Origin of the sequence: Bacillus sp. FSL K6-1006 (assembly GCF_038593175.1) — a bacterium.
GTDB classification, from domain to species: Bacteria; Bacillota; Bacilli; order Bacillales; family Bacillaceae; genus Bacillus; species Bacillus safensis.
The window spans coordinates 3,355,545-3,369,571 of the sequence record NZ_CP151970.1 but is presented as its reverse complement, the minus strand read 5'-3'; the positions used below and the strand labels follow the sequence as shown (position 1 = coordinate 3,369,571).

The 14,027-nt window shown below is 40.2% G+C and carries 14 protein-coding genes; 9 read left to right on the top strand and 5 right to left on the bottom strand.

All coding sequences use genetic code 11. From position 1 onward, the window contains the following. Positions 1–2 precede the first annotated feature (2 nt). A complete protein-coding gene (locus tag NSS65_RS17530; protein WP_003214592.1) occupies positions 3–398 on the top strand; it encodes a F0F1 ATP synthase subunit epsilon in 396 nt (131 codons plus the stop codon). Positions 399–440: 42 nt separating this feature from the next. On the opposite strand, the gene NSS65_RS17525 is transcribed toward NSS65_RS17530, so the two are convergent. Next, on the bottom strand, positions 441–917 hold the full coding sequence (locus tag NSS65_RS17525) for a hypothetical protein (RefSeq protein WP_024426339.1): 477 nt from the start codon (positions 915–917) through the stop codon (positions 441–443). 170 nt (positions 918–1,087) lie between these two features. On the opposite strand from NSS65_RS17525, the gene NSS65_RS17520 reads away from it, so the two are divergent. The 6 genes from NSS65_RS17520 to NSS65_RS17495 all read left to right on the top strand — a co-directional run bounded on the left by NSS65_RS17520 (position 1,088) and on the right by NSS65_RS17495 (position 6,587). After that, positions 1,088–1,318 carry a DUF1146 family protein gene (locus NSS65_RS17520; protein WP_024423724.1) on the top strand — a complete coding sequence of 77 codons (231 nt, stop codon included), beginning with the start codon at positions 1,088–1,090 and terminating at the stop codon, positions 1,316–1,318. A 129-nt stretch (positions 1,319–1,447) separates the two neighbouring features. After that, entirely contained in the window at positions 1,448–2,182 is a 735-nt protein-coding gene (locus NSS65_RS17515; RefSeq protein WP_061110186.1) for a YwmB family TATA-box binding protein, read from the top strand. 32 nt (positions 2,183–2,214) lie between these two features. Further along, complete coding sequence (gene murA, locus NSS65_RS17510) at positions 2,215–3,522, top strand: UDP-N-acetylglucosamine 1-carboxyvinyltransferase (RefSeq protein WP_024423722.1); 1,308 nt, start codon at positions 2,215–2,217, stop codon at positions 3,520–3,522. Between the two features lie 257 nt (positions 3,523–3,779). Continuing rightward, the gene (gene spoIID, locus NSS65_RS17505) at positions 3,780–4,805 is read left to right on the top strand and encodes a stage II sporulation protein D (protein ID WP_326135241.1); all 1,026 of its coding nucleotides are present in this window, start codon (positions 3,780–3,782) and stop codon (positions 4,803–4,805) included. A gap of 322 nt (positions 4,806–5,127) precedes the next feature. After that, entirely contained in the window at positions 5,128–5,826 is a 699-nt protein-coding gene (locus NSS65_RS17500; RefSeq protein ID WP_065214878.1) for a VWA domain-containing protein, read from the top strand. 83 nt (positions 5,827–5,909) lie between these two features. Continuing rightward, entirely contained in the window at positions 5,910–6,587 is a 678-nt protein-coding gene (locus NSS65_RS17495) for a VWA domain-containing protein (RefSeq protein WP_065214877.1), read from the top strand. A gap of 51 nt (positions 6,588–6,638) precedes the next feature. Here NSS65_RS17495 and NSS65_RS17490 read toward each other — a convergent pair whose 3' ends face one another. Both NSS65_RS17490 and NSS65_RS17485 read right to left on the bottom strand, forming a co-directional pair. After that, positions 6,639–8,987 carry an FdhF/YdeP family oxidoreductase gene (locus NSS65_RS17490; protein ID WP_065214876.1) on the bottom strand — a complete coding sequence of 783 codons (2,349 nt, stop codon included), beginning with the start codon at positions 8,985–8,987 and terminating at the stop codon, positions 6,639–6,641. Positions 8,988–9,069: 82 nt separating this feature from the next. Next, entirely contained in the window at positions 9,070–10,335 is a 1,266-nt protein-coding gene (locus NSS65_RS17485; protein ID WP_326135242.1) for an OFA family MFS transporter, read from the bottom strand. A gap of 134 nt (positions 10,336–10,469) precedes the next feature. On the opposite strand from NSS65_RS17485, the gene fdhD reads away from it, so the two are divergent. Then, positions 10,470–11,258 (top strand): formate dehydrogenase accessory sulfurtransferase FdhD, encoded by a 789-nt coding sequence (gene fdhD / locus NSS65_RS17480; protein WP_034281213.1) that lies wholly within the window; start codon positions 10,470–10,472, stop codon positions 11,256–11,258. A 10-nt stretch (positions 11,259–11,268) separates the two neighbouring features. Then, a complete protein-coding gene (moaA, locus tag NSS65_RS17475) occupies positions 11,269–12,276 on the top strand; it encodes a GTP 3',8-cyclase MoaA (RefSeq protein ID WP_326135243.1) in 1,008 nt (335 codons plus the stop codon). Positions 12,277–12,530: 254 nt separating this feature from the next. Here the strand turns inward: moaA and rpsN are convergent, their stop codons facing one another. Further along, a complete protein-coding gene (gene rpsN, locus NSS65_RS17470) occupies positions 12,531–12,800 on the bottom strand; it encodes a 30S ribosomal protein S14 (RefSeq protein ID WP_025093900.1) in 270 nt (89 codons plus the stop codon). Positions 12,801–12,816: 16 nt separating this feature from the next. Then, the gene (locus NSS65_RS17465) at positions 12,817–14,013 is read right to left on the bottom strand and encodes a GTP-binding protein (protein WP_326135244.1); all 1,197 of its coding nucleotides are present in this window, start codon (positions 14,011–14,013) and stop codon (positions 12,817–12,819) included. Between the last annotated feature and the right edge of the window lie 14 nt (positions 14,014–14,027).

Here is a 14,027-nt window from a genome sequence, read left to right as displayed (position 1 = left end):
GCATGAAGACCGTTCAAGTCAATATCGTTACTCCCGACGGCCCAGTGTATCAAGCGGATGTGGAAATGGTCAGTGTAAGAGCAGAAAGCGGTGAGCTTGGTATTTTAGCTGGCCACGTTCCAATGGTTGCTCCGCTAAAAATCGGTGCAGTTCGCTTAAAACATAGTGGATCAACTGAATTGGTTGCAGTAAGTGGCGGATTTGTTGAAGTCCGCCCTGAACAAGTAACGATTCTTGCTCAGGCCGCTGAAACATCAGATAAAGTTGATGTCGATCGTGCTAAATCAGCGAAGCAGCGTGCTGAAGAGCATTTGAACCACCCGAATGAAAGTGATGTACGCCGGGCGGAACTCGCATTAAAACGGGCGTTAAACCGTTTAAATGTAGCAGGGAAATAAAACAGAAAATCCTTCTTATCACTGTGATAAGAAGGATTTTTTTTAGGATGACATGAGAGATTGATACATCGACACATAAGGATGAGATGCTTGCTTTTCTAGATATAAGTGCTCGCAAAATTGCGTACTACAATGCCATGTTTTATTATTTCTGCGTAAGCCAAGCGTATATTTGTGCGGAGAATCCATATAAGGCCGCACCACCCAGTCAGCATCTGAATGATGACGGATGACAACCTCTCCTATATACACACTCATCATCGCTTCTAATGCATCTATCGGCATTTTCCACTCAGCGAACAGCTGCTTGGTCAATGCATCAAAGTATAGTGATTCTAACTGATACAAGCTTTCCTCAGAGTAATCCAAAGAAATGTTATGAAAATGACACAATTGTGCTAATTCTTCTAGCTGTGTCTGTCTATAATCAAAGTAGAAAGCAATGGCCTCCCATTCATGATCAAATGAGGGAACCAATTCTCCGTACAAATCAACAAAGTCAGGAAAAGAATCTTTCAATGTGTTCAGCTCCTTCCACACGCAGTATATCATCTCCTTGGCATCAGGATAAGAGGGGATTCACACTAAATGTAGCTCTTTTTTCCAAATGATTCATCTTTCCGATTTTCGAGGATATAATGAAAGGGAGTTTTCCTTTACAGAAATAAATAAAAGGAGGATTCAACTGTATGGAAGACGTAGGACAACAAGCAATCGTGGGCATTGTGATCCACCTATTTTTCATCGCGGTTACATGGTGGGCACTGCTTGCTGTAAATATTGATCCACTCATTAAAAAAGGGAAAATCGTTCAAGCAAGGCTGCTGATGATGCTCATTACCATTGCTATCGCATCTGCAGTCAGCAATTTCTTCCTTGATTACTTAAATTTCTCGAGACAAATTCCTTATATGTTCTAACATAAAAGGTTTGGTCACAGCCTTCTGCGGGAACGTAAAAAGAAGGGTCAAAAGGCTCGCCTTTTGTTGACTTTTCCACGTATGCATTGACCTCCTTGCGGCAACACTTGTAGCAAGGGGGAATGACAAGTGAGAAAGTATTTGAAAGGTTGGCCATTATTTGCGTTTATTCTTTTTTTTGTTCTGATGATTCAAGGTGTTCGTGCGGAAGAATCTTCCCCGCTCGCTCAAATAGCAGAAGGTCTAAAAAACCAGCAAATTGAAGTCGATGGATGGACCCTTCATGCCAAGACAAATGTAGATATTACATCCGAACAATTTTCAAAAAAAGTGAAACGTTTGAAAGACGAACTACGACAGTATGAGTGGACCGAAAAAAAAGAACAACATGTCACCAAAGTCACAGGAATTTACAAAGATGAAAAAAATGATACAGAATCGAAAATTTTACTCGTGAAGACCGACACAAAATCCAATCAAAAGTCGTATTTATTATATGAGCAAAAAGGTGCTCGCCCACTGAATACCTGGGAGCATACATATGATCAGTTCGTACGTCATGCAAAAAGCATATTACAAGAGAAAATTGTAATTTTTACTTGTCTCGATGGTCATGTAAATGGTATGATGGATGTTGTTTTGCAAAAAAAAGCTGAAATGTTAGCAAATGAATTTCAAGCAAAACCAGTTGAGTATCTCGTTGAGTCTAATTTTGTGTCGCTTTCCGCTTACACAGATAAGTGGGAACAGTTCATTATGACTTCAAATGATAAAATGAATGTTCAAATTGCCATCAGAAGTTCGGAAATGAACGAAAATCATACGATTACGGTTGGCACACCAATCGTAACGACTGAATATTAATATAGAGAATTTGGGACGCGGAGGGGAAGACCTTGGAAAAAATCATCGTCCGCGGCGGTCAAAAGTTAAACGGCACAGTTAAAGTAGAAGGCGCAAAAAATGCCGTTTTACCAGTAATCGCTGCATCTTTGTTAGCAAGTACAGAAAAAAGCGTAATTTGTGATGTACCTACGCTCTCCGATGTATATACAATCAATGAAGTGTTACGTCATTTAGGAGCAGAAGTACATTTTGAAAATAACGAAGTATCAGTTGATGCATCTCATGCACTAGAAACTGAGGCTCCGTTTGAGTATGTCCGTAAAATGCGAGCATCCGTGCTTGTCATGGGACCACTTTTAGCAAGAACAGGTCATGCAAGAGTTGCATTACCTGGAGGCTGTGCGATTGGTTCAAGACCAATTGATCAGCATTTAAAAGGCTTTGAAGCAATGGGAGCTAAAATTCAAGTAGGTAATGGTTTCATCGAGGCTGAAGTAAAAGGCCGTTTAAAAGGTGCAAAAATCTATTTGGATTTCCCAAGTGTAGGGGCAACTGAAAACATCATCATGGCAGCAGCATTAGCTGAAGGAACAACGATTTTAGAAAACGTAGCAAAAGAACCTGAAATTGTTGATTTAGCAAACTACATCAATGCCATGGGCGGTAAGGTTCGCGGTGCTGGTACTGGTACAATCAAAATCGAAGGTGTGGAAACACTTCACGGTGCAAAACACAACATCATCCCTGACAGAATTGAAGCAGGTACTTTCATGGTGGCAGCAGCCATTACAGAAGGAAATGTTCTTGTAAAAGGCGCAGTGCCAGAGCACATGACATCACTTGTGGCAAAAATGGAAGAAATGGGTATTCAGATCATTGAAGAAGAAGAAGGTTTAAGAGTCATTGGACCATCTGAGCTCAAGCCAATCGATCTAAAAACAATGCCGCATCCTGGGTTCCCAACGGATATGCAATCTCAGATGATGGCGCTATTGCTTCGTGCGAACGGAACAAGCATGATCACAGAAACGGTGTTTGAAAACCGCTTTATGCATGCTGAAGAATTCCGCCGCATGAATGGCGATATTAAAATTGAGGGTCGCTCTGTCATTATCAATGGGCCGGTTCAACTTCAAGGTGCTGAAGTGGCAGCGACTGATTTAAGAGCAGGAGCAGCACTTGTACTTGCTGGATTAGTGGCAGAAGGTCATACACGTGTCACTGAGTTGAAGCATATTGACCGTGGTTATGTGAACTTCCACCAAAAGCTTGCAGCAATCGGTGCAGATATTGAAAGAGTAAACGATGAATCAGCAGATGTGACACAAGAACAAGTTGTATCAGATCTGAACGCTTAATCATGAAAGAAATCAGTGTGTCCATTGGGGCATGCTGATTTTTTTTTAGAATCATAGAATGCCTCATTTCACGAAGCTTATCATTAGTGTATCCAACCATCTTAAATTTTATTCATACAGACGAACAGTAAAATCCATCGAAGAACAGCCTCATATCTTCATAAAAGACTTGTCCACTAAATGAAAGAAGCTGTCATATTAGCTTGTCCCTGCCCATAAGATAAAAGAGATTCAATGACAAATGGGGGCAGCCAAATATGAAACCAATGATATGGACAATCGCAGGAATATGCATCATCATTTTAATGATTCCAACATTACTTGTGTTGCCGACGTTCCAAGGAAAGCCGGAGGCCAGCCAGCACGTAGCAGCAGAACCATCAGTTAAAAAAGAAGTGAAGGGTTCAGTCAAATTGAAGCAATCACCCGTCGCTATCCCCGTCTATCGCTCAGCTCATCAGCAGGTAGAAAACATCCCCTTAGAAGAGTATGTGATCGGTGTCGTCGCATCTGAAATGCCAGCTGATTTTGAAATGGAAGCACTCAAGGCACAGGCGCTCGCAGCAAGAACGTATATCGTCAGACAAATGATCAGTGATAAGACTGTCAAATCACCTAAGGGCTCTCTTGTAGATGATACCCAAATGTTCCAAGTTTACAAAAACAAACAGGAACTCAAGAAAATTTGGGGGAAAGCGTACAATTGGAAATTAAAAAAGGTCACGGAAGCTGTCGCCAGCACACAAGGAAAAGTGCTGACTTATGACGAGAAACCAATTGATGCTTCATTCTTTTCAACAAGTAACGGAAAAACGGAAAATGCCGAAGCCTATTGGAAAAACGAAATCCCTTATTTGAAAAGTGTCTCAAGTAAATGGGACGAAAAATCGCCAAAATTTCAAAATAAGAAAACCATCTCGGTCAGTGAATTTCAGCAAAAATTAGGTGTGACGCTCACTCAGCAGGCTCAGGTCGGACAGATTGTAGAACGGACACCAGGAAATCAGGTAGCGAAAGCCGTGATCAACGGTAAAACAATGTCAGGCCGAGACATTCGAGAATCACTAGGCCTTCATTCAGCGGACTTCACATGGGAACGCCAGGGCCAGCAGATTGTCATTACAACAAAAGGATATGGTCATGGTGTAGGCATGAGTCAATATGGTGCGCATTATATGGCGCAGGCAGGCAAAAAAGTAGATGCCATCGTGAAGCATTATTATAAAGGAATTCAAATCGAATCAGCCGATCGTTTTCTCAACACGTATATGGCTAAAAAATAAAGCAAAGGTGCCTCAGAAATGAGGCATTTTTTTGTGTGTTCAAAGAGATTTGAACAGAATGTGTCAAATCGCGACTTAAGACGCAGACCAGGAAATCTTAAACATTTATGTCCTGACAAGAACTGATGGCTGATACAAAGTCCCTCGAAAGACAGAGAAAACGAGAGAATAATGGGTGTGTTAGGTGAAAATATCTAGACATCTGACAGAATTTTAGTGATTTTGATGAAAGAGAAAAAGGGACCGAGTCCTATACCATTCCAAGACAGAATAATTTACGATTAAGATGTTTCAATCAAATACATAAGGAGGAAGGAAAATTATGTTGAAAAAAGTATTCTCACTCGTAACCTTAGCTGTATTGACATTATCTATGTCAATCTCTTCACCAGTATTTGCAGAAGCATCTACAGTCAAAAAACATAATAAAGATGTAAGAGTCACAATCTTGCTTGATGCAAGCGGAAGCATGGCAAGAAAAGTAGAGGGAGAGCGCAAATTTGATCTCGCTAAACAAGAGGTATTTAAATTTGCTCAGTCACTTCCAAAAGACGCTAAAATTCGTATGAGCTTGTTTGGTTCTGAAGGAAACAACAAAAATTCAGGTAAAGCTCAATCATGTGAAGTCATTAGAGGCGTTTACGGCGTACAGCCTTATGAAAAGGACAGCTTCGAAAACTCTTTAAACGGACTTGGGCCAACTGGCTGGACACCGATTGCACGTGCACTTGAAAATGCAAAGCAAGCGGATGAGCAGCTTACTGCAGGAACAAAGCATATTGTGTACTTAATCACTGATGGTGAGGAAACTTGTGGCGGAGATCCAGTAAAAGTAGCAAAAGAATTGCATAACTCAAAAGGATCAACTGTTGTAAATGTGATCGGATTAGACTTTAACGATGGCTATGAAGGTCAATTGAAGCAAGTAGCCAAAGCTGGTAAAGGCCATTACTACCAAGCAAGCACTGGTAAAGAAATGGGTTCTATCTTTTCAGCAGAATCATTAAAACTACACGAATAACTTGCTGAACAAAAGGGAAACGATTGATTCATGCTTTCGTTTCTCTTTTTCTGTACAAAAGTAAAAAAGGGAGGTTTTTATTGATGAAAAAAAACATCGTATTAACCATTTTGGCTAGTCTTGTCCTGCTTCTTTCTTCACCAGCTCATGCTGTAACAAAACAGGAGCCGCCTGCGCATGTGGTGATATTACTCGATTTAAGCGGAAGCATGGCACAATCAGTTGAAGGTGAAAAGAAAATTGAAATCGCCAAACGGTCTATTCAAAGCTTTGCAAGCATTTTATCAGAAGATACACAAGTTCTGCTTCGTGTGTTTGGTCATGAAGGAACCAATAAAAATGCAGGGAAAGCTGTTTCTTGTTCAAGTTCTGAAGCTGTTTACGGATTTGGATCATATGAGCCATCAACCTTTCAGCAAGCACTGAATGTGTATAAGCCAACTGGCTGGACACCACTTGCAAAAGCATTAACGGATACGAAACAAGATTTTGAAGATCACCAAGCTGAAGGGAAAAATATTGTCTATGTTGTCAGTGATGGTGAAGAAACTTGTGGTGGAAGCCCTTCACAAGCAGCAAAGGAATTACATGAAGACGGAATAGATACAATCGTCAATATCATTGGCTTCGATGTGAATGAAAAGGAAGCAAAAAGTCTTAAATCTGTTGCAAAAGCGGGTGGAGGACAATATCGACCGGCTGCAAATGCCGAAGAATTGAACCATATTCTTCAACAGGAAGCGAGCGCTTTTGGTCGGTAGAGAGTGAATGGCAGCTGGGGAAAACAACCCCAGCTGTTTTTAAGTTGACGATTAATTCAAAGTCGTTTCTAATTCATCAATTCGTTTCTCCACATAATGCTGATCCTTTCTTGCATGGAAGGTTTCGGCTTTTTCTAATATGGCAGCCGTATTATACTCGGGAATCTGTGAGTAGCTCTCATACACACCTTTAGGAATTAAAACGTTCCCTTCCGGCCAATAAACTGCGATATTGCCGCGTCTCAACTCTCCGAATTGAGCCACTCCTTGATAGGATCCATATTGATTAAAGAGAACAACTGGATCACCTTCTTGGACGTAAAGCTCTTTTGCATCTTCTTCATTCATTAGGATAGAATGACGTTTTCCACCATTAAAGGCATCCTTTTCACTGTAGATCATGGAGTTGAATTGCTTTCCTCTTCTTGTCGTGATATTGAAATGTCCTTCGGTTTTTCGATATTGAGGCAGCTGGGCAGGAAGAAGATGTCCCTTGCCGTCTGGTGTTGGACACACGCCATCTTCACAAAGCCATGCGCCTCCCCATTGAAAAACGTCTCCCTTGTGACGTAAATGCTGGATGCCATCATAATTTCGGTTGGCGACCGCAATCTCACGACGAATGTCTTCAGCTGTTTCAAAATGTATCAGCTCGGCATCTTCTGGCCGGACTCTTTTCGCAAGATCAACATAAATGTCCCATTCCGCTCTGGCTTCCTCAATACGAGGTCCTTCAATTTCTGGACTGAAATATACCATGCGTTCCGTACTGGTTGATGTGCCGCCGCCTGGTTGTTCATACCTTGTCATAGCAGGCAGCACAATCACCGCCTCTTCAGCGTCTACCAGCGTAGAGGTATTCAAAATGATATCTTGGTGAACACGGAGTTCAAGTTCAGATAATGCTTTTTCGATCGCTTCCGGATTTGGCATCGTTTCTAAAAAGTTTCCGCCACTCGTAAACAGCATTTTGAGTTTTTGTGGATGGTCTTTTGGGAGAGCCATCTTCTCAAAGGATTGCCCAATGGTGTCACCATGCCATTTAGGAATGTCAAACCCCCATATACGTTCGATTCTTTCAATATTCTCTTCATCAAAATCACTACCCGGCAAAACGAATGGATCAGCGCCCATTTCACCAGAACCTTGGACGCCGCTATGTCCCCGAATTGGCATGACACCACAATGTTTTCTGCCGATAAATCCGCGCAGCATGGCAAGGTTGGCAACCTGTGATATATTATCAGTTGCAAAGCGGTGCTGAGTAAGGCCCATACTCCAAATAAAAACGCCTGAATTAGCATTGGCAAGAAGTGTCGCAAATTCCTTCATTCTTTCTTTTGATAAACCTGATGATGCTTCTAGGTCCTCCCACTTCAATTGTGCGACATGCTGCTTTAAATCCTGTATGCCTGTTGTATGTCTTTGAATAAATTCGTGATCAAGAGCCGAATGGGGAGCATGCTGCTCCATGTCAAACCAATGCTTGATGACGCCGTTCATAAACGCAATATCTCCGCCTATATTGACTTGGTAAAAATCATCTGCAATTTTTGTACCGAATAAAGCACTCTCTGGAATAGAAGGAACCCAATACTTTTCCATAGCAGGCTCTTTATACGGATTGATGACGATAATTTTTGTTCCCTTCTTTTTAGCAGCGTACATATATTTAGTGGAAACAGGCTGATTGTTTGCTGCGACAGATCCCCAAAAAATTAATACATCCGTTCCAATCCAATCACTGTAATTACAGCTGGAAGCACCGATGCCAAGGGACCGTTTAAGAGCGGTTTTACTTGGTGAATGGCAAATGCGAGAAGCATTATCAATATGATTCGTCCCTATAAATCGAGCAGCCTTTGCAGCCGTATAATAAACTTCATTTGTAATTCCTCTGGCGGTTAAATAGAAAGCAAGCTGCCGTTTATCAATTGATTGGATTTTAGCTGCGATTTGATCTAGTGCATCATCCCAAGAAATACGTGTAAAGGCATTGTCACCTTTTTTTCGGATCAATGGATAAGGAATCCGCCCAAGCTTGCGAAGAGAGGTGCTGTCCATTTGCTTTAGCTGATGAATATCTTCAAACCATTTTGGATCAATAGCTGGCATTGTGTTAAGACGAAGCACATTTAGTCTTGTGGTGCATATATGAGGTCCTGCGAGCGTTTGATCATACAGTCCTGAGACGCCAAGGGCACAGCCGTCACAAACACCCTGCGTTAAAATACGGTACGCGTAGGGAAGGTTATCTTTGTTCTCCCATGCCACTTTCATCGTATCTCGAATGTGTTTCGGTTTCACTTTGCCAAGCCCCATTGGTACAAAAGACGCCCATAGCTTTGGTGAGGGTTTTTTATTGAGTTTTACAGGCCCCTTATGTTTTGTTTTCCCCATGAGATCATCACCCTCCTAATACTTTGTAAAGCGTTTTCATATCTAAAAATTACCTTTAGATTGTGATTCTGTCAAATTCAAATTAAGATCGGGCTGAGACAGAGGAAGCAGCAGATAGGTTTTTTTCTCTTAGCTGCTGAATATCCTTTCGAATCAGAAGTGATATGATAAAAGCAATGAAAAATAAGCCAGAGAACACCATAAGGCTTTGTGTGTAATTACCTGTTATATCTCGGATGAAGGATGAAAATAGTGGTCCTGCTAATCCCGCAGCGGCCCAAGCAGTCAAAATATAACCATGTATGGCACCAAGCTGCTTTGTACCAAACAAATCCCCAATATAGGCTGGAATTGAAGCAAATCCTCCTCCATAGCACGTATAAATGATCGCCATGACGATTGAAAAGATGAACGGTTCTTTTAAATAGGGGAGTAAAGGAAAAGCAATGAGCTGGATACTGAAAAAAATCGTATACGTATTCGGTCTTCCTATATAATCTGAAAACGATGCCCAGCCAATGCGTCCTAAACCATTAAAAGCACCTAAAATGCCCACAAGAGTAGCTGCAGCACCTGCAGTGAACCCAACACTTTCTTGAGCAAGAGGTGACGCTACTGAAATAATAGCGATTCCGCATGTGATATTAATAAAAAGCATAAGCCACAAATAATAAAAACGTCTTGTTTTGATCGCTTCATTTGCTGTAAGCTGTGATAAATCTTGAGGGATTTTTCTTTTCTTTATTTTGAATACATCAAATTGTTTGACGTCATCAGGTGTTGGTGGTGATAAATAAAGAGATGAGATCACCATGATGATAAAATAGGAGATTCCAAGAATATAAAAAGTATTTGCGATATTCACTTTTTCAATGAGATATTGAATAATTGGGCTGCATATAAGAGAAGCAAACCCAAACCCCATAATGGCTAAGCCGGTTGCAAGACCTCTTCGATCCGGAAACCATTTGACTAGAGTTGATACAGGTGCAATATAGCCTACCCCTAACCCTATTCCAGCGAGTACACCATAAAATAAATAGAGGAGAGGCAGTGATGACATGTGGACAGCGAATCCTGACCCAGTCATTCCGATGCCGAAGAAAATAGCTGAGAAGAGCCCCGATGCCCTTGGACCATACCTTTCAACGAAATGTCCCATAAAAGCAGCAGATAAACCTAAAAATAAAATAGCAATACTGAAGGTGAGACTTATTTCTGTTAATGACCACTGAAAGGCTTCATGTAAAGGATTCGTAAAAACACTCCAAGCATAAACAGACCCAATAGATAAATGAATTCCTACAGCACTTGCTGCGATGAGCCAGCGATTTTTCGATTTGTTCATTTTGTTCCCCCCATATAAAGCAGTCAAGAAGTTTGATAAGATAGAAATATGTTACATTTTTATGACTTTTTAAAATAATATCACAATTTGATTGGATCATATAACTAAATTTGCATTGAAAGGAAGATCATACAATGAATCCTTCTGTTAAAAAGAAACGAGTCATACACCAATACAATGAAGGCCAGTTTACCTGCAAAACTGATGAAATTGTAGAAGAATATCCTTTAACTGTGATGGTAAATGGAGAAGAATTTGTGACCCTTGTTTGTTCACCAGAGCACTTGAAAGAATTGGTTATCGGCTTTTTGGCTTCAGAAGGGGTCATTCGATTTGAAAAAGAGATTAAAAGGTTTACAATAGATGAAAGTATGGGTTTTGCCTATGTTGATTTAGTTCACTCAAGTGGATTTGATTCATCAGATTTTACAAAACGAGTGATTGGTTCATGCTGCGGGAAAGGAAGACACTTTTATTTCCTTCAAGATGTGAAGACGGCAAAAACAGCCATTGATCGAATCAGTATTTCTGCTGAAACCTGTATGCATCTCATGAAGTGTTTGCAAGAAGAAAGCCAATTATTTCAACATACTGGCGGAGTGCATAATGCTGGACTGTGTGACACAGAGAAGCTATTCATCACTAGAACTGATATAGGAAGACATAATGCTTTAGATAAAATTTATGGATACTGTTTACTTCAGCGAATTCCACTTAGAGATAAAATCCTTGTTTTTAGCGGCCGGATATCGTCAGAAGTTCTATTGAAGGCAGCAAAACTAGGAGTGTCTATCGTCATTTCAAAATCAGCACCTACTGAGCTGGCGCTTAAAATGGCAGAAGAATTAAATATTACGACAGTTGGATTCGTCAGAGGAAAATCCTTTAACATTTACACGCATCCTCATCGTATTACAGAATAGGAGGCAAAGTATGGTCAGTATTTTAGATAAAAGACATCGACCATTGCGCGATTTAAGAATATCAGTAACTGATCGCTGTAACTTTAGATGTACGTACTGTATGCCTGCTGAAATTTTTGGGCCGGATTATCCTTTCTTGAAAAAAGAAGAACTGCTTAGTTTCGAAGAAATTGAACGACTTGCTACCCTTTTTGTAAAGAACCTAGGAGTGGTAAAAATACGCATCACGGGCGGAGAACCGTTAATGCGGAAGGATCTGCCTGTCTTAATAGAAAAGCTCGCAAACATTCCAGGGATTGAAGACATTGCGATGACAACCAACGGAACACTTTTACCTTTATATGCTGATCAGTTGAAGAGAGCTGGTCTCAATAGAGTCACCATTAGTTTAGATTCATTAAATCCCGACCGTTTTAAGCAAATGAACGGAAGGCATATTTCTATCCAAAAAGTGTTTGATGGTATTGAGGCTGCAAAAAAGGCTGGACTTGCTATCAAGATTAATATGGTTGTTCAAAAAGGTGTGAATGATCAGGATGTCTTACCAATGGCAGCTTACTTCAAAAAAGAAGGACACGTTCTCAGATTTATTGAATTTATGGATGTCGGTAATACGAATAAATGGAATCTAGAACATGTCATGACAAAGAAAGAAATAATTGAATTAATTGATTCAACATATCCTATCAAACCAGAACCTCCTCAATATACAGGTGAAGTAGCCAAACGATTTTTTTACAAAGATGGTTCAGGAGAGATAGGTATTATTTCTTCCGTTTCAGATGCTTTTTGTGGCACATGTAACAGAGCAAGGCTGTCTGCACGGGGGGAATTGTTTACATGTCTGTTTGCTTCATCGGGTTTTGATCTGAAACAGATGATTCGTACGACAAAAAATAATGAAGAATTAACGAACAGGTTAAAGAAATTATGGTCGAACAGACATGACCAATATTCGGCCGAGAGAGAGCAGAAAAAAGATCAGAAAAAGGTTGAGATGTCATACATCGGTGGGTAATGACAATAAAGTATCATGATCTTGTATTTTTGAAAAGAAGAGAAAATGTCATAATCGTTGTTGAAAATCCTTTCTTGAAAACAGGTCTTTTTATCTTATGAACTCAGTCACTATAAAAAACCAGCAGAATCTCTGCTGGTTTTTAAATTGCTATTTTGCACCTCAAAAAGATTGAGATAAGATTGGAAAATAGATTTTCCCTCATTGTGTGCGGCTTTACTTTTACGAGTGCTGTGATAAGATCAAATCATTCTTTACCAGCTCGACTTTTTCACTCCAGGGATATGACCCTTATAGGCAAGCTCACGAAAAGCAATCCTAGACATTTTGAATTTTCGTAAATAACCTCTGGGACGGCCCGTTAATTCACAGCGGTTTTTTAAGCGGGTAGGGGAAGAGTCTCTAGGTAATTTTCGTAAAGCTTCATAGTCACCTTTTTCTTTTAACTCTTTTCTTAATTCTGCATATTTCAATACAAGCTGCTGTCGTTTTTTTTCTTTAGCAATCTTAGATTTCTTTGCCAATTAAAACCCTCCTGGCCTAATTTTGTATTTTCCATTGAAAGGGGTCCTCAAATGTAGTCCAATCTTGATCAAATTCCTCAGGTGTAAGCAAGCATTGATCAAGAGTACGAATGATTTCTGCTTTAGGTAAATCTACACCGATAAACACAAGTTTTGTATGGCGATCACCAAACTCTGCGTCCCACTCATCTAGAAGCTCTGGTTCCTGATTTAATATCCGTGCTTTTTCTTGTTCAGGCAAAGCAGCAATCCAGTATGCAATTGGTTCAATCGCAACAGATTTCCCAGCTTGTGAAATTAAAATGGTTAAATCATGATGTGTGGCAAGCCAAGTAAAACCTTTCGCACGAACGATCTGCTCAGGCATTTGATCTAACCAAGCATTCAGTCTGCCAGTATGAAAAGGGAGTCTTCTTTCGTAAACAAAAGATGAAATTTGGTATTCCTCTGTTTCCGGTGTATGCTGAACATGTCCTGCGTTGATTTCTTTGATCCACCCAGCAGAAGCACTTGATTTTTCAAAGTCGAATAAACCAGTATTCAAAATGTCATCTGGCTGTACTATACCTTTTGAGGTTCTGATGATAGATGCTTCTGGTTGTAGTTTGTTCAGCACATGCTCAAGTCGATCTAATTCAGAGGAAGATACTAGATCACATTTATTGATAATAAGCACGTCACAAAATTCAATTTGATCAATGAGTAAATCGGAAATTTCTCGCACGTCGTCATCGGAAACCGCTTCTTTACGATCTAATAAACTCTCTCCTGACTGGAAATCAGTCCAGAAACGATTTGCATCTACTACTGTGACCATCGTATCTAGACGGCAAAAGCGGGTCAAATCTATGCCCATTTCTTCATCAATATAAGAAAACGTTTGAGCGACGGGAATTGGTTCACTAATACCGGTTGATTCAATGACAATATAATCGATATTACCCGCCTTACAAAGGCGTTCTACTTCGATTAACAAATCTTCTCTCAAAGTGCAGCAAATACAGCCGTTAGATAATTCAATGAGTTTCTCATCTGATCGAGAAAGCTCGCCGCCTTGTTTGACTAGTTCTGCATCAATATTAATTTCGCTCATGTCATTGACGATCACAGCCACTTTTAATCCTTTGCGATTTTGAAGAACATGATTTAATATCGTTGTTTTTCCTGCTCCTAAAAAGCCGCTTAATACTGTAACAGGTATACGCTTATTCATTTGTTTTTGTCCTT

Excerpts from the sequence above, each read along its gene's own strand:
- NSS65_RS17530 (WP_003214592.1), top strand. The coding sequence starts at position 3 with ATGAAGACCGTTCAAGTCAATATCGTTACTCCCGACGGCCCAGTGTAT.
- NSS65_RS17520 (WP_024423724.1), top strand. The coding sequence starts at position 1,088 with ATGGAAGACGTAGGACAACAAGCAATCGTGGGCATTGTGATCCACCTA.
- spoIID (WP_326135241.1), top strand. The coding sequence starts at position 3,780 with ATGAAACCAATGATATGGACAATCGCAGGAATATGCATCATCATTTTA.
- NSS65_RS17500 (WP_065214878.1), top strand. The coding sequence starts at position 5,128 with ATGTTGAAAAAAGTATTCTCACTCGTAACCTTAGCTGTATTGACATTA.
- NSS65_RS17495 (WP_065214877.1), top strand. The coding sequence starts at position 5,910 with ATGAAAAAAAACATCGTATTAACCATTTTGGCTAGTCTTGTCCTGCTT.
- NSS65_RS17490 (WP_065214876.1), bottom strand. The coding sequence starts at position 8,987 with ATGGGGAAAACAAAACATAAGGGGCCTGTAAAACTCAATAAAAAACCC.
- NSS65_RS17485 (WP_326135242.1), bottom strand. The coding sequence starts at position 10,335 with ATGAACAAATCGAAAAATCGCTGGCTCATCGCAGCAAGTGCTGTAGGA.
- fdhD (WP_034281213.1), top strand. The coding sequence starts at position 10,470 with ATGAATCCTTCTGTTAAAAAGAAACGAGTCATACACCAATACAATGAA.
- moaA (WP_326135243.1), top strand. The coding sequence starts at position 11,269 with ATGGTCAGTATTTTAGATAAAAGACATCGACCATTGCGCGATTTAAGA.
- NSS65_RS17465 (WP_326135244.1), bottom strand. The coding sequence starts at position 14,013 with ATGAATAAGCGTATACCTGTTACAGTATTAAGCGGCTTTTTAGGAGCA.